This is a genomic window from Bradyrhizobium sp. LeoA1Lang (genome assembly GCF_055413685.1).
This window is the reverse complement of the sequence record NZ_JBVAPG010000035.1, coordinates 31738-48778: the sequence shown is the minus strand read 5'-3', so window position 1 is coordinate 48778 and position 17041 is coordinate 31738. Positions and strand designations below refer to the sequence as shown.

21 protein-coding genes are annotated in these 17041 nt (G+C 63.5%); 10 read left to right on the top strand and 11 right to left on the bottom strand.

The genetic code is table 11. The features are described 5' to 3' along the window. Positions 1-137: 137 nt before the first annotated feature. The gene (locus ACZYOF_RS14735) at positions 138-518 is read left to right on the top strand and encodes a hypothetical protein (protein WP_394569664.1); all 381 of its coding nucleotides are present in this window, start codon (positions 138-140) and stop codon (positions 516-518) included. A gap of 195 nt (positions 519-713) precedes the next feature. After that, on the top strand, positions 714-1661 hold the full coding sequence (locus ACZYOF_RS14730) for a hypothetical protein (protein ID WP_463716205.1): 948 nt from the start codon (positions 714-716) through the stop codon (positions 1659-1661). Positions 1662-1665: 4 nt separating this feature from the next. Here the strand turns inward: ACZYOF_RS14730 and ACZYOF_RS14725 are convergent, their stop codons facing one another. Beyond that, a complete protein-coding gene (locus ACZYOF_RS14725) occupies positions 1666-1851 on the bottom strand; it encodes a hypothetical protein (protein ID WP_130582662.1) in 186 nt (61 codons plus the stop codon). A 120-nt stretch (positions 1852-1971) separates the two neighbouring features. On the opposite strand from ACZYOF_RS14725, the gene ACZYOF_RS14720 reads away from it, so the two are divergent. Beyond that, on the top strand, positions 1972-2316 hold the full coding sequence (locus ACZYOF_RS14720; protein ID WP_463716204.1) for a hypothetical protein: 345 nt from the start codon (positions 1972-1974) through the stop codon (positions 2314-2316). Positions 2317-2336: 20 nt separating this feature from the next. Here ACZYOF_RS14720 and ACZYOF_RS14715 read toward each other — a convergent pair whose 3' ends face one another. Continuing rightward, the gene (locus ACZYOF_RS14715; protein ID WP_463716203.1) at positions 2337-2927 is read right to left on the bottom strand and encodes an NADPH-dependent FMN reductase; all 591 of its coding nucleotides are present in this window, start codon (positions 2925-2927) and stop codon (positions 2337-2339) included. A gap of 98 nt (positions 2928-3025) precedes the next feature. On the opposite strand from ACZYOF_RS14715, the gene ACZYOF_RS14710 reads away from it, so the two are divergent. Together ACZYOF_RS14710 and ACZYOF_RS14705 are read left to right on the top strand one after the other, a co-directional pair. After that, the gene (locus tag ACZYOF_RS14710; protein ID WP_463716202.1) at positions 3026-5110 is read left to right on the top strand and encodes a methyl-accepting chemotaxis protein; all 2085 of its coding nucleotides are present in this window, start codon (positions 3026-3028) and stop codon (positions 5108-5110) included. Between the two features lie 114 nt (positions 5111-5224). After that, complete coding sequence (locus tag ACZYOF_RS14705) at positions 5225-5473, top strand: hypothetical protein (protein WP_028165843.1); 249 nt, start codon at positions 5225-5227, stop codon at positions 5471-5473. 17 nt (positions 5474-5490) lie between these two features. Here ACZYOF_RS14705 and ACZYOF_RS14700 read toward each other — a convergent pair whose 3' ends face one another. After that, positions 5491-6435 (bottom strand): AraC family transcriptional regulator, encoded by a 945-nt coding sequence (locus tag ACZYOF_RS14700; RefSeq protein ID WP_282530501.1) that lies wholly within the window; start codon positions 6433-6435, stop codon positions 5491-5493. A gap of 302 nt (positions 6436-6737) precedes the next feature. Between ACZYOF_RS14700 and ACZYOF_RS14695 the strand changes: the two genes are divergently transcribed. The 4 genes from ACZYOF_RS14695 to ACZYOF_RS14680 are packed head-to-tail and all read left to right on the top strand — an operon-like array spanning position 6738 to position 9479. Beyond that, positions 6738-7871 (top strand): DUF2336 domain-containing protein, encoded by a 1134-nt coding sequence (locus ACZYOF_RS14695; protein WP_463716201.1) that lies wholly within the window; start codon positions 6738-6740, stop codon positions 7869-7871. Further along, the gene (locus ACZYOF_RS14690) at positions 7871-8173 is read left to right on the top strand and encodes a PilZ domain-containing protein (protein WP_463716200.1); all 303 of its coding nucleotides are present in this window, start codon (positions 7871-7873) and stop codon (positions 8171-8173) included. The genes ACZYOF_RS14695 and ACZYOF_RS14690 overlap by 1 nt, the downstream gene beginning before the upstream one ends. Before the next feature lie 39 nt (positions 8174-8212). Beyond that, positions 8213-8404, top strand: coding sequence for a hypothetical protein (locus tag ACZYOF_RS14685; RefSeq protein WP_130582669.1), 192 nt, complete (start codon positions 8213-8215; stop codon positions 8402-8404). A gap of 25 nt (positions 8405-8429) precedes the next feature. After that, on the top strand, positions 8430-9479 hold the full coding sequence (locus tag ACZYOF_RS14680) for an HD-GYP domain-containing protein (RefSeq protein ID WP_463716199.1): 1050 nt from the start codon (positions 8430-8432) through the stop codon (positions 9477-9479). Between the two features lie 33 nt (positions 9480-9512). On the opposite strand, the gene ACZYOF_RS14675 is transcribed toward ACZYOF_RS14680, so the two are convergent. From ACZYOF_RS14675 to ACZYOF_RS14655, 5 genes are all read right to left on the bottom strand, one after another. Then, positions 9513-11135, bottom strand: a complete 1623-nt coding sequence (locus tag ACZYOF_RS14675; protein ID WP_463716198.1) for an ABC-F family ATP-binding cassette domain-containing protein — start codon at positions 11133-11135, stop codon at positions 9513-9515. A 221-nt stretch (positions 11136-11356) separates the two neighbouring features. Beyond that, positions 11357-11506: a hypothetical protein gene (locus tag ACZYOF_RS14670; RefSeq protein WP_130582672.1), complete on the bottom strand. Its 150-nt coding sequence runs from the start codon at positions 11504-11506 to the stop codon at positions 11357-11359. 50 nt (positions 11507-11556) lie between these two features. Beyond that, positions 11557-11931 carry a hypothetical protein gene (locus ACZYOF_RS14665; RefSeq protein ID WP_463716197.1) on the bottom strand — a complete coding sequence of 125 codons (375 nt, stop codon included), beginning with the start codon at positions 11929-11931 and terminating at the stop codon, positions 11557-11559. 77 nt (positions 11932-12008) lie between these two features. Continuing rightward, positions 12009-12833, bottom strand: a complete 825-nt coding sequence (locus tag ACZYOF_RS14660; RefSeq protein ID WP_394568542.1) for a tetratricopeptide repeat protein — start codon at positions 12831-12833, stop codon at positions 12009-12011. Between the two features lie 80 nt (positions 12834-12913). Then, on the bottom strand, positions 12914-13624 hold the full coding sequence (locus ACZYOF_RS14655) for a GDSL-type esterase/lipase family protein (RefSeq protein WP_463716196.1): 711 nt from the start codon (positions 13622-13624) through the stop codon (positions 12914-12916). A 117-nt stretch (positions 13625-13741) separates the two neighbouring features. Between ACZYOF_RS14655 and ACZYOF_RS14650 the strand changes: the two genes are divergently transcribed. Beyond that, positions 13742-13942 carry a hypothetical protein gene (locus ACZYOF_RS14650; RefSeq protein ID WP_463716195.1) on the top strand — a complete coding sequence of 67 codons (201 nt, stop codon included), beginning with the start codon at positions 13742-13744 and terminating at the stop codon, positions 13940-13942. 109 nt (positions 13943-14051) lie between these two features. Here the strand turns inward: ACZYOF_RS14650 and ACZYOF_RS14645 are convergent, their stop codons facing one another. From ACZYOF_RS14645 to ACZYOF_RS14635, 3 genes are all read right to left on the bottom strand, one after another. Next, positions 14052-14738 (bottom strand): substrate-binding domain-containing protein, encoded by a 687-nt coding sequence (locus ACZYOF_RS14645; RefSeq protein ID WP_463716194.1) that lies wholly within the window; start codon positions 14736-14738, stop codon positions 14052-14054. 6 nt (positions 14739-14744) lie between these two features. Further along, complete coding sequence (locus ACZYOF_RS14640) at positions 14745-15389, bottom strand: GrlR family regulatory protein (RefSeq protein ID WP_165421155.1); 645 nt, start codon at positions 15387-15389, stop codon at positions 14745-14747. 266 nt (positions 15390-15655) lie between these two features. Next, a complete protein-coding gene (locus tag ACZYOF_RS14635) occupies positions 15656-16690 on the bottom strand; it encodes a glutamine synthetase beta-grasp domain-containing protein (RefSeq protein ID WP_130579539.1) in 1035 nt (344 codons plus the stop codon). Between the last annotated feature and the right edge of the window lie 351 nt (positions 16691-17041).

Genomic DNA, 17041 nt, shown 5'->3' with positions numbered 1-17041 from the left:
TGCCAGAATAGTGCTGAAATCATGGCAAAGGCTGTGGAAACACGTCTGTTTGATTGCGTCAGCACGTTCTGCCTTGCCTCGGTTGCACGGCGCGAGTGTCGACGCTAGCCTCCTCAAAAAACAGGAGGTTCCCAAGGATGCGCTATACTTTGTTGATCGCAGGACTGTTGCTTGCTGCTCAGCCCGCGCAGGCCGATCCGCGCTCGGCCTATGTCACGCTGGTGCTGCAGGCGTTTGCCGCCAAGGTCGAGTGTCCCAACACCGATCTCGTCTATCAGGACCTAGTGCAGAAGGCCGAGGAGATGCACCTGCCCGATGGCACCACGGAGAAAGTGCGCAAGGCGATCGCGTTCATGCACACCGGCGGCAAGATGGGCGAGCGCCAGGACGACGAGCTCATGGCCGAAGTCGCGGTCGCCACCCAGGCGACTGATCTCGACCAGCGGCGGCTGGGGATGACGACCTGGTGCGAAGCGCAGAAGACTCACCTTGCCGGCTTCATCCGTCCGAAGAACTAGCACGCCCTCTTCCGCGACTGATTCCCGAGTTCCGGGGAAGCCAGTCGCCGTGGGCGGCCCCAGACTCTCCCTCCTCTTGCCTTGCTTTGGTCACACCTGGCTGGAGTCGTGGGGCTGGGCAGAGGATGGTTGACGTAGTGTAAATCCGCCGGCCGCTTCCAGAGCGGGTGGCATTGGACTGAAGATGGAGCGCCAATGCTTTCCACGCTGAACACTAATCCTGCTAAAGAATCCGATCCGCACGATGTTTTCGTGATCGACCCCGAAGTCGTGCTCGCCGCGCGCGGAGATCGTGCACCGCCAACGCGTGCCGAAGTGAACCAGGCGCCGGCACCGCAGAGCTACGTGGCAACCGGCGCCTCGGCGCCATCGCTCGATACCGCGTTTCGCGTGACGGCCAGCGATCACATCCAGCTCCCGAGCGAGCCTTCGCCGCTCGCCAAATGGGCTAGGCGCGCCGCGATGGGCTTCCTGTTCGCTCTGCTCAGCGCTTTCGCGGCGGCGGCCTGGAAGCATCATGGCGACACTGCCAAGCAGATGATTGCGGACTGGATACCGCAGGTCTCGCTGTTGTCGTCGTTGTCTTCGTCACCGCCGGGTAACTCGACGGCGCCCGCGGAGCAATCCGCCCCGCCCGCCGATCAGGCGGCTACAGAGCAGCCGGCCCCACCCGCCGTTCAAACCGCCTCGACCGATCAGGCAGTCGCTCAGCCGGACACCCCTGCTCAGGCACAGCCTGCGCAAGCCGCCGCGCCGGCGACCGCCGCAGCCCTTCCACCTGACACCGCGCAGTTGCTGCAGTCGATGGCGCACGATCTCGCGACGATGGGCCAACAGATCGAGCAACTCAAAGCCAGCATCGCGCAGCTCAAGACTGGGCAGGATCAGATCGCCCGCGACATGGCCAGGAATTCCGAGGCCAGGGTTTCGGCACAAGCCGTGCAGCCGCGCCCGGCGCCGCCGCCGCGGCCGGTCGCAGCGCCCGTGCGCAGGCCGAAGCCGCCGGCATATCCGCCCGCGCAAACCGCCGCTGCAGCTCCGCCCCTGCCGCCACCGCCCGCGCCGGCTCCGCTGCAAACGGTGCCCGAGCCGCCGGCGCAAGATGGCGGACCAGTGGTGCGTCCGCCGATGCCGGTGCGATAGCTTGTCAGCTCTGGTTGGGGCCGCGCATGATCTTCATGGCGGCTTCGATGTGGCGCCATTCGCGGGCCTCGTCGGCCTCGCCCTGGCTCTCGCAGGCTTGCGCCTTCTGCGCCGCACGGGCGATCGCCTCAAAGCCGTGCTGCTCCAACATCTGCCGCGCGATCACGTGAATCTGCGTCTCTGGCATCATGTCGCTCTCCCGATGTTGCCTGCGCCGGTCGTCACACCGTCGTGGTTGGGCCGCAGTTTGTTCTAAACCGCCGAACGACAGCCTCGTTCCCCGGGCCTTGGCTCTTCGGTCATTTTCCGATTGTTAAGCAAAGTCCGGCGCATCGGGCCGTTCGGCAAAAATTTTCCACAATTGCTTCTAGAAAAATTTGCATCGAAAGGAGAACCTCCGATGCGGATTGCAGCAGTGATCTTCGCCGGTTCGGTGGCCGCGCTCGCGCATTTTGCGACGCCGGTCCTCGCGAAGAACTCGGAAACCCAGCCGGACGCCCAGAAGGCCGACGACAAGCAGGCGACATCGCCCTGCCGTGCCTATCAAAAAGCAGCCGACGGTTCATGGCAGCAGATGCCCTGCCAGGAGATGGGCGCGCCTGCCGAAACCAAGCGCAAATCAGCCACGGGAAATTCGGATCAGCGAACGCGTTAGTTAGGGGCCCTTGCCTCAACTCAGTAAGGCGGCTGCTTGCGCGCCCGCTGCTCCTTGGCGGCTTCGACCCACCAGATGAGGTCATCGGCGAAGCGCGGAAAGGCCCGCTCCAGCGCCTTGCCGCCCTCGCCGATCGGTTTTCCATCCGCCGACAGCGTCTGCGCGATCGGTCCAACGCCGATCGTGCTTGAAATCACCACCATGCCCATCTCAGAGAGCGTGCCGTGCCAGGCGGTCGCGGCGCGCGCGCCGGAGAGGCGGCCGGCGGAATAGCTTGCAATCGCGGCAGGCCGCCAGAACCACTCCTCCAGGAAATGATCGGTGAGGTTCTTCAGCCCCGGCTGGATGCCCCAATTGTATTCGCCGGTGATGAACACGAAGCCGTCGGCCTCGCGGATCTGGCCCGCAAGCTTCTCCAGCGCAGCAGGCGCCGCGCTCTTCGGATATTCCTTGTACATGCGGTCGAGCATGGGCAATCCGACCTCCTTGGCGTCGATGAATTCGACGTCCTCACCGCGGGCGCGCAGACCCTCGACCACGAAGCTCGCAAGCCGAATGCCCATGCGGTCGGAGCGATAGGAGCCGTAGAAGACGAGGATGCGATGAGCCATGCCGGCCACTCCGATCGGAAAGCGTAAACGCGGATTTAATCCGCGCTGGTCACCATGGAACCGAATGCTCCTCTATCGTCCAGAATGGCACCAGTCAGATGAAAATCGGAACCCTCCTGACCACCGCTATCGTCTCGCTGTCCGCCGTGGGCGGCGGACTCGCCGTCTATGTCGCGGTCTCGAAATACCAGACCATGGAGAACGTGTCGGTAGCGCAGGAGCGACTCGCAATCGTGCGCGCGATCAGTGACATCCCGCGCTATCTTAATTCGGAGCGTGGCTTCGCCACCAACATCCTGTTTGGGCCGCCGACGGTCGATCCGAAGCAGCGGGCCGATCTGAACGAGAAGGTGCGCACAGCGACCGATCGCGCCCGCGACAAGATGATGGCGCTGCGCAAAGCGCTGCCCGGTTCGCTCGAGGACGGCCAAGCGATCGGCGCCGGCATCGATGGAGTGAACGCACAATTCAACGCGCTGCGCGAGGCGATGGACAAGGCGATCGACGGCCCAGCGGAAGCGCGCAAGGACGCCGCCAAGAAGATCGTCGCCGACAATGCGGTGCTCAACAATGCCGCAGCGTCCCTGCTCGACGGCCAGGTGCGCAAGATGGCCCTGATCGACGGCGACGCCTATCGGCAGGCGGTCTACGCCAATATCGCCTGGTCGCTGCGCGACGTCGGCGGCTTCAATGCGAGCCAGCACAAGAACCTCGTCGGCGCCAGGCGTGCGGCGACCGAGACCGAGAAGGTCGATCTCGCCCGCGCCCAGGGCCGCGCGGACCAGGTGCTGATGTCACTGCAGGAACTGCGTGGCAATCCCAACCTGCCCGCCAATGTCGCAGCCGCACTCGACCGCATGAACGAGGCCTATGTCGAGCGGTTCGGCAAGGAGCTGAAGCTCGTGAAGGAAGGCGCGGCCAGCGGCAAGTACGAGCACGACGTCGATGCCTTCTACGTGGAATCGCAGCATGGGCTCAATTCGATCATCGGGGTGCGCGACGCCTTCTATGACAATGCCGAGCAGGTGCTCTCGTCCGCTTACTCCTCTGCACGTGTCAGCTTCCTGGTCGCGCTCGCCGGCCTCATCGCCGTGCTCGCGGCGAGCGTTGCGCTGGTCATGATGGTGCGCCGCCGGATCTGCAGGCCGATCGTGGAGTTGACCGCCAGGATGTCGCGGCTTGCCGCCGGCGACGTTGCGGACGAGATCGTCGGCGCCGAACGCAGCGATGAGATCGGCGCGATGGCGCAGGCCGTGCGCGTCTTCAAGGATAACATGATCAAGGCCGATCGCCTCGCGGCCGAGAAGGAAGCCGAGAACCAGGTCAAGATGCGCCGCGCGCAAGTGCTCGACAACCTGACCCACACGTTTGAGGAGAAGGTCAGCGAGCTCGTCGGCGGGCTCTCAGCCGCCTCTGCCACCATGGAGGAGACCGCGCAGTCGATGTCCTCGACGGCGTCAGCCACCAACCGGCAGGCGGCTGTCGTGGCGGCGGCCTCCGACCAGACCTCGACCAATGTGCAGACGGTCGCGAGCGCGACCGAAGAGCTGACGTCCTCGATCTCGGAAATCGGCCGCCAGGTCACCCAGTCGACCGAGATCGCGGCGCGCGCTGTGGACAACGCCCGCCGCACCGGTGATACCGCCCGCTCGCTCGCCGAAGGTGCACAGAAGATCGGCGATGTCGTCACGCTGATCCAGAACATCGCAGCGCAGACCAACCTGTTGGCGCTGAATGCGACGATCGAGGCCGCGCGCGCCGGCGATGCCGGACGCGGCTTTGCCGTGGTCGCCTCGGAGGTGAAGTCGCTGGCCGGCCAGACCGCGAAGGCGACCACCGAAATTTCCGAGCAGATTGCCACCATTCAGGCCGCGAGCGACGAGACGGTGAAGGCGATCCAGAACGTCGTCGACGTGATCACTGAGATCGACCAGATCGGCACCGCGATCGCCGCCGCGATCGAGGAACAGGGCTCGGCCACCAAGGAGATCTCGCGCAGCGTCCAGGAAGCGGCGCGCGGCACGCAGGAAGTCAATTCGAACATTTCCGGCGTGCAGCGTGCCGCCGACGACACCGGATCCGCCGCCAGCCAGGTACTCGGCGCCGCCGAACAGCTTTCCGCGCAGTCGCGCGATCTCGCCGGCCAAGTCAACCGCTTCCTGGCGGAAGTCCGGGCGGCGTAGTCGCGGGTATGGGTTGTCGATTTGGCGGAGGAATCCGCGCGCTACCAACTTGATTGGCGCAAGATTCCGATATCCAATCCGCCCCGCTATTTTGGCAAACAGGGAGAGAAGCCCATGCTCAAACGGATATTGTTGGTAGCGGTCGTCACCACCTTTGCGATCGGCTCGGCATTCGCGCAGGAGTCCTGCGAGACCAAGGCCGTCGGCAAGGACGGCAAACCGCTGTCGGGCGCGGCAAAGACCTCGTTCATGAAGAAATGCACTACCGAGTCCTGCGAGGCCAAAGCGGTCGGGTCCGATGGCAAGAAGCTCGCCGGCGCCGCCAAGACCAGCTTCATGAAGAAGTGCCAGAGCGGCGCATAACCGCGCGGCCCAGCTATTCAGGATCGCCGCGACTTCGAAAGTGTCTCGGACGGCGATTCGCCGAAATGCGACCGGTATATCCTGGAGAAGTCGCTGAGGTGCCAAAAGCCACAGGCGAGCGCACAGGCCTTGACGCTGTGGGCGCCGGCCAAGAGGTTTTGGCGAACGAGCCACAGCCGCCGCAGGCGGAGATATCGGTGCAGGCTCATCCCCCGATAGCGCTGCACCGCATCGTGCATGGTACGCACTGATACGCCGATCTCCCTGGCAAGGTCGCCGCTATAGATCGGCCGTGCGAGATCGCTGGACAGGACAGCCTGCACATCCTTGAAAACCTTGAACTGCCGGGCAGCGTTCGCCCGCGCCGTCCACTTTGCCGGCACGACCTCGGCGAACGCATGGTCGATCGCAGCCATCAGGGATTCGCGGATCGCGACCGCTACTCCGGGAACCTCAGGCGCTTCGGCCAAGTGCGGCGCGATCGCCAGGATCTCCCGCACCAGTTGGCGCAGCCGCCGTTTCGCCGTCTCGCTGGTTTCATAGAGATTGAAGCTCAGCCCAGTCTTCGGCCACCCGCGATCCTCGACCTTAGGCTTGAAAACGATCGAGGCATACTGCCGGGGGGTTCTCTCAAGGGCGCTATAGGCAGCCCCACCGCTGCCGATCACCAGCAACGACCGATCGTGCTCGATACCATTGAAGCGAATGGCAGCGCCCTCATCCATCGGGAACCCGACGGCGGTCGTGTTCGGCGCAAGCTGCACGTCGATGACCCGTGGAAACGCCTTGGTGTAGTTAAGGTCGCAACCCGGCAAGTTCAGGATGGTTTGCTCGGCCGAAATCTCCCGGGCAAGCGGAATGCACTCCACCTGCACGTTTCGAATAAAGCTCCGAAACGTGTCGATATCATCGAATCGAAATATCTTCGGCACCAGCGTTAGCGCCGGTGAATGATCGTTCATTTAAAATAGTTCTTGTAAGAGCAACACCGGTCGGTGGCACGGCAATCATGCCGCACCGCAAAAAAGCGGCGATCTTCGCTCGACGACTCGTCTCGTACTCTTCTTCTATTCCCCCTAGTTGGAGCGCAGCGACCGCGAAAGACAACGCGGCAAAATACCATTGCCTAATTTCGATACTGTTTTCTGGTAGAATCTTAAAGGAGACACAACCCTAGGAGACCAATTTACAGTGGTAATTAACAATCTAGGCGCGAAATCGGCTCAGGGACAGCGACGTCCTGCAGCGGATTATTGGTGCCGCCATGACTGCCATTGCCTCGACTGAGCTTATTGCGGAACTCGAAGATGTTGTCAGAGCCGGTTCCCCCGAACGCCGCATCCGGATATTGCGGCAGGTGGCGAGCCTGTTCCTCGCGGACGCCGACCGGCTCAGCGAGCACCAGATCGAAATATTCGACGACGTCCTGGTCCGTCTGATCGGGGCCGTCGAAGCGCGCACGCTGACCAAGCTCAGCGCCCCCCTTGCCGATCTGAGGTCGGCCCCGAGGGAGGCGGTGCGCCGCCTCGCCCAGCACGAGGACGCGGCAGTCGCCGTCCCGATCCTTCGCAAGTGCGAATGCCTTTCCGAAGACGACCTCATCGAGGTCATCAGGACCCGCGGCGAAAAGCACCTCGGCGCCATCGCCGAACGCAGCGCGGTGAGCCGCAGGCTCACAGATGCCCTGCTGATGCGGGGCGACGCCGCCATCTGCGGCATCCTCGCAAGGAATCCCAGCGCGCAGTTCTCTGTTGTGGGCTTTGCAACCCTGGTCGACATGGCCCTGCGCGACGATGATATCGCCGACGCGCTGGTGCAGCGGCCGGATCTGCCGCGCGATGTGCTTTGCGAGTTGGTGGCGAAGTGCAGCCCCTCCGCGCAGGCCCGCCTGCTCAAGACCGCGCCGCCCGAGCGGCATGTCGCGATCAGAACGCTGATCGAAGAGACCGCCGCGCGCGGGCGCGCTCGCAAGCCTGTTGCCGTGGACTATTCCGAGGCAAAGGCGACGGTGCTCGCTCTCAACAATGCCGGCCAGTTGAACGATTCCATCGTCAACCGTTTTGCGATCCGGCGCGACCATCCCAGTGTCATCGCCGCGCTGTCGCTGCTGGCAACCGTCCCGATCGAAACCATCGAGCCGCTGATGGAGACGCAGGATTGCTACGGCCTGGTCCTCGCCTGCCGGGCGTCGCGGCTCGATTGGCAGACCGCGGTCGCCATCATCAGGAGCCGCAAGGGCGTCAAGCCGGTTTCGCCGCAACAACTCGAACAGGCCAAGGAGGCCTTTGACACGCTTTCGCTTTCCACCGCGCAGCGCGCCATCCGCTTCGGATCCGTAAGCGACATCGGCGCCAGGCCCTTGTCCGCCGATACAGCTTCAGTTGGGGGAGTGCATTGATGGCTTACGGAAACCGAAAAGCCGAGCGGGTTCACTTCGAGCACCGCTATGCGGTCAACCTGATGGGCGTTGACGGCACCTGGCAACGAAGCTGCGTTCTTCTCGACGTGTCGCAGACCGGCGCCAAGCTCGAGGTCGAGGGCGCGCTCGACGTGCTGCGGGCGCAGGAATTCTTCCTGATCCTGTCATCCAGAGGACTTGCGTTCCGGCGATGCGAACTGGTCCGGGTCGACGGGATGCAGATCGGTGTGAAGTTTGTCGCCGAACGAAAGAAGAAAGGGCGCGCCATCATTCCAAAATGATCATGCGCGCGACGCAACTTTTTCAGGGAGGAACCACCGATGGCCGTCCACAAGATCGCAGCCTTTTCCGTCACCACGAATTGCGCGGAGCCGCTGCGCGGAATCGTCGAGATCGACATGGCCGGAAAGACGCTGCGATTCGAACTCAACGAGGATGTCGCGCACAGTCTCTGCAGCGACCTCGATCATTTTCTCACCCAGGCCCAACAGCGCGCCTTCGACAACATCTGAAGCAAATGCCGGCAACACCATCTCGATGTCTGTTTACGTTGTAGCCGATACGCAAGCCGGGCTTTCGTCCTTGTGCGCCATGCTGGAGCCGAAGCATCCCGTCACAGGGGACCTGCTTGGAGCGGCCAGCATTCGCGGCAATGACATCGCGACCGTTATCGTCAACGCCGACCTGCGTGTCGTCGACAACATCACGGCGCTGAAAGCCATGTCGGGCGCGTTCTCGCGAATCCCAAAACGCATTTTCGTCGTCAATGAGCGGACCCGGCTCGCGGTGGTTCAAGCCTACGCGCTCGGCGCGACGCATGCGTTGCTCGGTCCGGTCAAGCCGGCCCAGTTACTGGCAAAGCTCGCACAGGGCGAGACCCCATCGATCGTTCCGAGCGAACCCGCCTCGAGCGCCCGGGAGGCGGCGTCGGTCGGAGCGGTCAGCTTCGCCTCGATGTTCTCGGCGGTCACCTGCGGCTGGGCCGTCAACGTCGCGGAGGCCAAGGACGCCGGCAACGTGATCGCAGAGACGATCGCCGAGCATGGGCTGTCCGACTGGCTGGCGACGGTTCGCCGTCACCACGAGGGGACCTACCAGCACTGCCTGCTGGTGACCGGCATCGCCGTCGATTTCGGCCTGAGCCTTCGCATGGCGAAGGCCGATATCGAGCGGCTCTACGCAGCGGCGATGTTTCACGATCTCGGCAAGGCAAGGATTCCGCTCGCCGTCCTGGACAAACCCGGCAAGCTCGATGCCGAAGAACGCGCGCTGATAGAAACCCATCCTGCGGCCGGGCACGCCGTGCTGAAGGGAACGCCCGGCGTCTCGGCCGAAATCCTCGATGCCGTACGGCACCATCACGAGTTTCTTGACGGCAGCGGCTATCCGGACGGGCTTTGCGCCGAAAGCATCTCCGACATCGTGCGCATCCTGACCATCTCCGACATCTTCTCCGCATTGATCGAGCGGCGGACCTACAAACAGGCGATGTCGCGGGCGGCGGCTTACGAGGTCCTGCAGGGCATGAAGGGCAAGCTCGAGCGGCCGCTGGTCGAGGCGTTCAGGGACGTCGCCCTGAACCGTTGACCCGCCCTCCTAGTCGTCGCCGACGGCCGAAAGCTAGCTCCGCAGCCCCGGTGCTTCCTGGCCGGTGCGAGCGACGTACTCCGTATAGCCCCCGCCAAATTGGTGGATACCGTCCGGTGTCAGCTCCAGAACACGGTTGGAGAGCGCGGCGAGAAAATGCCGGTCGTGCGAGACGAACAACATCGTGCCTTCAAACTCCGACAGCGCGTTGATCAGCATCTCCTTGGTCGCGAGATCGAGGTGGTTGGTCGGCTCGTCCAGCACCAGGAAGTTCGGGGGATCGAAGAGCATCTTCGCCATCACCAGCCGCGCCTTCTCGCCGCCCGACAGTACCCGGCACCTCTTCTCGACATCGTCGCCGGAGAATCCGAAGCAGCCGGCAAGCGCGCGCAACGAGCCCTGCCCGGCTTGCGGGAACGCGTCTTCGAGCGACTGAAACACGGTGCGTTCGCCGTCGAGCAGATCCATCGCGTGCTGCGCGAAGTACCCCAGCTTGACGCTGCCGCCGAGCACGACCGTGCCGTTGTCCGGCTCGGTCGAGCCGGTTACCAGCTTCAACAAAGTCGACTTTCCGGCGCCATTGACGCCCATCACGCACCAGCGCTCACGGCGGCGGATCATGAAGTCCAGTCCTTCATAGATTCGCTTGCTGCCATAGCCCTTGTGGACGTTCTTCAGCGCGACCACGTCTTCGCCGGAGCGCGGCGCCTGCTGGAATTCGAACGCCACGGTTTGGCGGCGTCTCGGAGGCTCGACCCGCTCGATCTTGTCGAGCTTCTTGACACGGCTCTGCACCTGGGCCGCATGAGAGGCGCGCGCCTTGAAGCGCTCGATGAACTTGATCTCCTTCGCCAGCATCGCCTGCTGGCGCTCGAACTGAGCCTGCTGCTGCTTGTCGGCCATCGCGCGCTGCTGCTCATAGAACTCGTAGTCGCCGGAGTAAGTGGTGAGCGCGCCGCCGTCGATCTCGATCACCTTGCCGATCACGCGATTGATGAACGCGCGGTCGTGCGACGTCATCAATAACGCGCCCTCGTACCCTCTGAGGAACTGCTCAAGCCAGATCAGGCTTTCGAGATCGAGATGGTTGCTCGGCTCGTCCAGCAGCATGACATCCGGACGCATCAAGAGGATGCGCGCCAGCGCGACGCGCATCTTCCAGCCGCCCGAGAGCGCGCCGACGTCGCCGTCCATCATCTCCTGGCTGAAGCCAAGGCCGGCCAGCGCCTCGCGCGCCCGCCCCTCGAGCGCGTAGCCGTCAAGCTCCTCGAACCGTCCCTGCACCTCGCCATAGCGCGCGATGATGTCGTCCATCTCGTCGGCGCGATCAGGATCGGCCATCGCGGCCTCGAGCTCCTTCAGCTCGGCCGCAACGATGCTGACGGGGCCCGCGCCATCCATCACCTCGGCGACCGCGCTGCGGCCGGACATCTCGCCGACATCCTGGCTGAAATAGCCGATCGTGATACCGCGATCGACCGCGACCTGCCCTTCGTCGGGCACGTCCTGGCCTGCGATCATGCGGAACAGCGTCGACTTGCCGGCGCCGTTCGGCCCGACGAGGCCGATCTTTTCACCCCGGTTGAGCGCTGCGGAAGCTTCGATGAAGAGGATTTGGTGGCCGGCCTGCTTGCTGACGTTATCGAGACGGATCATTGCGCTATCTGGTGGGACATCTGTGCGGGGCGCTCTTAGTCGATTTCGCCCGCCAGCGCGAGCGGAGATATCGGGCCAGCCGCCGAAAACACGGACTCGGCGCCTCGCCCGTCATTGCGAGCGCAGCGAAGCAATCCATAGCGCGGCAAGTGGGGGCATGGATTGCTTCGCTACGCCCGCAATGACGAGGAGAGAGGCGACGTCGCGCAGGACAGTCTCGACTAGTGGCGCTTGAAATATTGCACGTCGCGCTCGTGCTTTTCGGCCGCGGCCCGGGTCTTGAAGGTGCCGAGATTGCGGCGTTTACCGGTCTTCGGATTGACCTTCCGCGAATAGAGGCGGTATTCGCCGGATCGTAGCTTGCGGATCATGGTCGGGTCTCCTTTTGCCCGATCAACCGCGCCCCACCCTCTCGGTTCCATTAGGGCTTGCGCTGAGGTGGAAATAGCTGATTGCCAAATGGCTGCGGTCCAGTGGGAACGCGGATGGCGATGAAGCTTCGGCCCATCGACGTGCGGCAGGAATTGCAGCCTTCGGTCAGATTTCCAAAGGCCTTCGCAAATTTGCGGCCACCCTTCGCGGCGATCGCGTCGGAAACCGACTGCAACGGATCCTTCAGCGTGGTGACATTGCTGACGGGGATACCGGAATACAGCATGGCTGCTTCCGCAAGGCTGGATTCGAGCTGGCTCAGTTCGTAGGCCGCGAGCTCCCAATTCTGGGCCGTGGCGGCAAAGCGGCTTACGCAATTCGAACAAGCCGCACCACAGACGTCATTGCGAGCGTAGCGAAGCAATCCATCGTCACCGCAAGCTTTGAGAGATGGATTGCTTCGCTACGCTCGCAATGACGGCTGGGCTACCATTGATCGCGCTAGAAGCAGAGGTTCGTCACGACGTTGCCGCGCTTGTCCTTGATCGTCATCGGACATCGCGCCCGCTCCAGCGCCTTCTTGGCGTCCTCGTCGCCGAGGGCTGCGGCGCGCTCGTAATAGGCTTTCGCGGCATCCGAATCCTTCGGACCGCCGCGGCCGGATTGCGCGAAGGCGCCCATCCGCTCCAGCGCGCCCGGATGATTTTGCGCCGCCGCCTTCTCGAACAGCGCGCGCGCCGCGACATCATCCTTCTCGCCGCCGGTGCCTTCGGAAAGCATCAGGCCGAGCTGATATTGCGCCTCGGGGTTGGTCTCGGCGGCCTTCGCGAGCAATTCGCGGGCGCGCGCCGGGTCGGCCGCCGAGGAGCCGCCGAGCGCGGCGAGATTGGTGACGCCGCGCGGATTGCCGGCCTGCGCCGCGCGCTCGAACAGTTTGCGCGCCTGCGCCTCGTCCTTCGCGACGCCCGCGCCGGTCCCATAGAGCACGCCGAGCTCGACCATCGCCGAGGTCGAGCCCTTGTCTGCCGCCTTGCGCCAGGCCGCGACCGCTTCCGCCGTTTGCCGATTGGCCGCATAGGCGCGGCCGAGCTGATACATCGCCCGGCGCGAGGATTTCGTGGCAGTCGCGCAGTATTTGATCGCGGTCGCGATGTCGGCCGAGGCGACCTCCGGCACGCCCTTGACGTCGGCGGGCTTGTCGGGATCGGAGGGATCGGCCGCAAGGCGGTCGCACAGCACGAGGTCGGCAGATTGCGCATGGGCATGGCCTGGCGCCACGCCAACCATGAGCGCAGCAAACAGGCAGCAGGAAAGTCGTTTCTTCATGCCGCTACGTTGCTTCGACGGCCCGGCAAATTCAAGGCTGCCGATGGCGGCAAAGCCGGCATTCGACAGCCTTGAGGGATCTAGGCGGCCCGCCCGAACAGCGCGCGCGACGCAATCGCCGGCGTCTCGAACGTGCCGGACTTGGGCAGGCTCTTCAGCATCGCATCAAATCGGGCGGCGGTCTTTGCGGCGCCGGCGGCCGTCGGATGCAATTCGTCGCGCCATTCGTTCTTGCCAACCGCCCCGCGCAGGTCGACAAAACGATAATTCGAATAGGTCGCGGCGAAGCCCGCAAGCCCCTTGTTGAAGGCATCGGTCATGATGCGCATGATCGCCTGGCAGAGGTCGGCCTGAAAGGTCGGGTCGAGTCCCACGAACATCATGCCATTTCCGATCCAGGGGCCGCTGCTGCGCGGGATCGCGTAGTCGTAGCCGTGGCCGACCATGATCACATCAGGCGCGCGCAGATGGACGCGCTGGATCAGGGACTCGTAGTCCTGCAGGACCAGCTTGAGGTTTGCGTAGAATTCCGGCTTGACGTAGTAGGCGGCATCCGACGGATTGGCGTGATCGGGATCGAACAGATTGAGGAAGCGCGCGATGCCGGCATCGCCGCCAAGCATGTCGTTTCCTCCGCCGGAAAACAGAAACGTATCCGCCTTCCCGGAGATCAGCGCGGGCCAGAACTGGCCGGCCTGGATCATTTCGGTGAGCGTATCTCCCCAATGCGCCAGATTGCTGATGGGATAGACGTAACTTTGCTGGAGCACGTCAATCAGCGTGGGCGGCATGACCAGCGGCGGCAGCCGAAACCATGAATCGCCCTCGGCGACAACCGGGACCTTGCGACCAAAACCCTTCGGTGGCGTGGTCGGAGCAAGCTTTTCATCTCGGCCAATCGACGCATCATGCGCAAGGGCGTCGGCCAGCTTGGCGGATTTCTCGATGCCCTGAAAATCAACGGCGGAGCGGTTCAAACCAACTCTGAAATCGAATGGCCGCCGCGGATTGGGCTGGACGACAAAGAAATTCGAAATGTCGGCATCGCTGATGCTGCGATTCTGGATTTTCTCGACGACGGCGTGGAATGGCGTTTTGCCGCCGGCTGATTTCCGCTTCTTGGCCATGGCATTCCCTCCAATGAATGCCACGAGCATTGCACAACCTAAAGTTCGCAGCAACGCGATGGCGGGTCAGCGCAGCGTCCACCGTGATACATCAAGGCTCAAGCCCCGACTCGCGCAGCATCGGCGCGACCTTGGCGGAAGCGAGATAGCGCAGCAGCCGGTCGGCCTGGCCCGCCTTCTCCGAGCCAATCATGCGGCCCGCTGAGAACACCGCCGGCGTCTGCAACTCGCGCGGAATTGCGCCGACGACCTCGATGCCCGCAACCTGCTTCAATTCGCTGATCTGCTGCACGGCGAGATCGGCCTCATCAGTGATGAGCCGCTCTGCGGTGAATCCCGACGGAATAATGGTCGCACGCGCGTTGATCTCGGCCGCGATGCCTAAGCGCTCGATCAGTTGCGCGAAGAAAATGCCGCTGGCGCCGATCCGCGAATAAGCCACCGAGCGCGCAGCCAGGAGCGTCGCGCGCAATGCCGCCTCGCTGGTGATGTCGGGATGAATGGCTCCGGTCTTCACGGCGATGCCGACATAGGAGCGCGCGAGATCGACGCAGCTCTCCGCGGCCACGCGTCCTTCCCGCACGAGCTCGGCGAGCCCCTCTTGCGTCAGGATGAGGATGTCGGCGCCCTCGCCGCGCCTGATCCGGTCGAGCAGCGCCAATGTCGGCGCGAAATCGGCGTCGATCCGTACGTCGCTGGACACCTCATACAGTCCGGCAAGATTGGCAACTGCGCCTTTCAGCGCCAGCGTAGAGAGCAGGCGAATGGTGTCTGGCATCGCGTCTTACAGGCGGCGCATCAGCTTCAGCACGGCCGTCAATCGCAGGCTGCGCTTGCCGGCGAGCGCGGTTGCTTCCAGCACCGCTCCCTCGTCATCACAGGTGCCGGAAAAGCCGATACCGACTTCGTGGCCGCCGAAGACCGGATTCTCGCCCCTCGCCGGTGTGTGCTCCTGGTTGAGGATCTGGCCTTTCCAGCGGCCATTCTCCGAGAAGTAGGTACCAAGATAATAGAAGCACGCGTCACCGCCGACGATGCGGCCATCCTTGAGCAGCATCACGCCGGTCAGGCCGCCTGAGACCCCATCCAGCAGACGAAGATCGATGGAATAGAGGCCGTTGGCGATCCCGCCCTCGCCGACGCCGCCGGCGATCGGAATCTCCTGCTCCTCGATCGGCGTCAGCACTGCCTGAAACGGGACGCCTGGCACCTCCCGCAACCCTCCCTCGAAGCGATAGGTGTCACCATTGGGCCGGCCCTGCGCCACCAGCGTCGCATCATCGGTGCCGGCCATGGCGGGATAGTTGGGATCCGGATTGTGGCGCACGGTCCTGACCACGACCGAGACATCGTCGCCGCTTTCCTCGTAAGTGCCGATATGGGCGAAGGCCGAATTGCCGCCGAGCATCTTGCCGTCGTGCGCATGCATCACGCTGCGGCCGACCGCATCGTTGAGCTGAAATCTGACCTTATAGAAGCCTCCGAAACCCACGTCGGTCCCCGGCCTGCGCCATCCAGACCAAGTCTAGCGCGCTTTCGGTGAGGTCGATACCGGCTTGCGCTGAACAAAGCGTGTGGACGGTTCGGAAGTGCAACCAGTCCAATGCCACTAAAATGCGGAAGTCCGCCAAAGCCAGACGGCTTTGGCGGACTTGATTGCGGCCCCGGGCGCCCCCAGCCCGGGCCGGGAGCGTCTTAGGCCGCGGCCTTCTTGCCGGTCGGGACCTGAGCGACGGTCTTCAGGATCTGCGAAGCGATCTGGTAGGGGTCGCCTTGGGAGTTCGGACGGCGATCTTCCAGATAGCCCTTGTAGCTGTTGTTGACGAAGGAGTGCGGAACGCGGATCGAAGCGCCGCGGTCGGCGACGCCGTAAGAGAAGGTATCGATCGAGGCCGTCTCGTGCTTGCCGGTCAGGCGCATATGGTTGTCCGGACCGTAGACCGCGATGTGGTCAGCGCGGTTGGCCTTGAAGGCTTCCATCAGCGCCTCGAAGTACTCCTTGCCGCCGACTTCGCGCATGTACTGGGTCGAGAAGTTGGCGTGCATGCCGGAGCCGTTCCAGTCGGTGTCGCCGAGCGGCTTGCAGTGGAACTCGATGTCGATGCCATAGCTCTCGGTGAGGCGCAGCATCAGATAGCGCGCCATCCACATCTGGTCAGCAGCGGTCTTGGAGCCCTTGCCGAAGATCTGGAATTCCCACTGGCCCTTCGCCACTTCGGCGTTGATGCCTTCGTGGTTGATACCGGCGGCGAGGCAGAGGTCAAGATGCTCTTCCACGATCTTGCGGGCGACATCGCCGACGTTCTTGTAGCCGACGCCGGTGTAGTACGGGCCCTGCGGAGCGGGATAGCCGCTCGAGGGGAAGCCCAGCGGACGGCCGTCCTTGTAGAAGAAATATTCCTGCTCAAAGCCGAACCAGGCGCCGGCGTCATCGAGAATGGTGGCGCGCTTGTTGGACGGATGCGGGGTGACGCCATCGGGCATCATGACTTCGCACATCACGAGCGCGCCGTTGGTGCGCGCAGCGTCCGGATAGACGGCGACCGGCTTCAGCACGCAATCGGAGCTGTGGCCTTCAGCCTGCATGGTGGAGGAGCCATCGAAGCCCCAGAGCGGAAGCTGCTCGAGCGTCGGAAACGACGCGAATTCCTTGATCTGAGTCTTGCCGCGCAAATTCGGTGTCGGCGTATACCCGTCGAGCCAAATATACTCGAGCTTGTACTTGGTCATTGAGCCTCTCTGTTGATGATGCAAAACGCGAGGGGCCGAAAAGCCAGTCGGTCTTGCCCCACGCGTACCCGGCCACCATCGGCCAAGAATCTACCAAGCAATTTGAATGCCAATCGCTGCAGTGCGGGAGCGAGCCTCTGGGGAAAAGTCCAGACGGCGAGACGCTATTTTCGCTGCGACATAGAAGCGCGGCTGGCATGCGCGTCAGGCGGCCAAATGACCCTTTGAGGCGGTAACCGGCGCCTGATTCTCCGGCAATTTTGGCCAGGTGCCTACGGTCCGATTAAAGCCTTGGCACGCCCAAGCAACTTTCCTTGGATGCGCCGCCCCGCACCCGCAACCTTCGCCGCG

What these genes read in the sequence shown, in the direction of transcription:
- ACZYOF_RS14735 (WP_394569664.1), top strand. Translation starts at nt 138, where the DNA reads ATGCGCTATACTTTGTTGATCGCAGGACTGTTGCTTGCTGCTCAGCCC.
- ACZYOF_RS14730 (WP_463716205.1), top strand. Translation starts at nt 714, where the DNA reads ATGCTTTCCACGCTGAACACTAATCCTGCTAAAGAATCCGATCCGCAC.
- ACZYOF_RS14725 (WP_130582662.1), bottom strand. Translation starts at nt 1,851, where the DNA reads ATGATGCCAGAGACGCAGATTCACGTGATCGCGCGGCAGATGTTGGAG.
- ACZYOF_RS14715 (WP_463716203.1), bottom strand. Translation starts at nt 2,927, where the DNA reads ATGGCTCATCGCATCCTCGTCTTCTACGGCTCCTATCGCTCCGACCGC.
- ACZYOF_RS14710 (WP_463716202.1), top strand. Translation starts at nt 3,026, where the DNA reads ATGAAAATCGGAACCCTCCTGACCACCGCTATCGTCTCGCTGTCCGCC.
- ACZYOF_RS14705 (WP_028165843.1), top strand. Translation starts at nt 5,225, where the DNA reads ATGCTCAAACGGATATTGTTGGTAGCGGTCGTCACCACCTTTGCGATC.
- ACZYOF_RS14700 (WP_282530501.1), bottom strand. Translation starts at nt 6,435, where the DNA reads ATGAACGATCATTCACCGGCGCTAACGCTGGTGCCGAAGATATTTCGA.
- ACZYOF_RS14695 (WP_463716201.1), top strand. Translation starts at nt 6,738, where the DNA reads ATGACTGCCATTGCCTCGACTGAGCTTATTGCGGAACTCGAAGATGTT.
- ACZYOF_RS14690 (WP_463716200.1), top strand. Translation starts at nt 7,871, where the DNA reads ATGGCTTACGGAAACCGAAAAGCCGAGCGGGTTCACTTCGAGCACCGC.
- ACZYOF_RS14685 (WP_130582669.1), top strand. Translation starts at nt 8,213, where the DNA reads ATGGCCGTCCACAAGATCGCAGCCTTTTCCGTCACCACGAATTGCGCG.
- ACZYOF_RS14680 (WP_463716199.1), top strand. Translation starts at nt 8,430, where the DNA reads ATGTCTGTTTACGTTGTAGCCGATACGCAAGCCGGGCTTTCGTCCTTG.
- ACZYOF_RS14675 (WP_463716198.1), bottom strand. Translation starts at nt 11,135, where the DNA reads ATGATCCGTCTCGATAACGTCAGCAAGCAGGCCGGCCACCAAATCCTC.
- ACZYOF_RS14670 (WP_130582672.1), bottom strand. Translation starts at nt 11,506, where the DNA reads ATGATCCGCAAGCTACGATCCGGCGAATACCGCCTCTATTCGCGGAAG.
- ACZYOF_RS14660 (WP_394568542.1), bottom strand. Translation starts at nt 12,833, where the DNA reads ATGAAGAAACGACTTTCCTGCTGCCTGTTTGCTGCGCTCATGGTTGGC.
- ACZYOF_RS14655 (WP_463716196.1), bottom strand. Translation starts at nt 13,624, where the DNA reads ATGCCGCCCACGCTGATTGACGTGCTCCAGCAAAGTTACGTCTATCCC.
- ACZYOF_RS14650 (WP_463716195.1), top strand. Translation starts at nt 13,742, where the DNA reads ATGCGCAAGGGCGTCGGCCAGCTTGGCGGATTTCTCGATGCCCTGAAA.
- ACZYOF_RS14645 (WP_463716194.1), bottom strand. Translation starts at nt 14,738, where the DNA reads ATGCCAGACACCATTCGCCTGCTCTCTACGCTGGCGCTGAAAGGCGCA.
- ACZYOF_RS14640 (WP_165421155.1), bottom strand. Translation starts at nt 15,389, where the DNA reads ATGCATGCGCACGACGGCAAGATGCTCGGCGGCAATTCGGCCTTCGCC.
- ACZYOF_RS14635 (WP_130579539.1), bottom strand. Translation starts at nt 16,690, where the DNA reads ATGACCAAGTACAAGCTCGAGTATATTTGGCTCGACGGGTATACGCCG.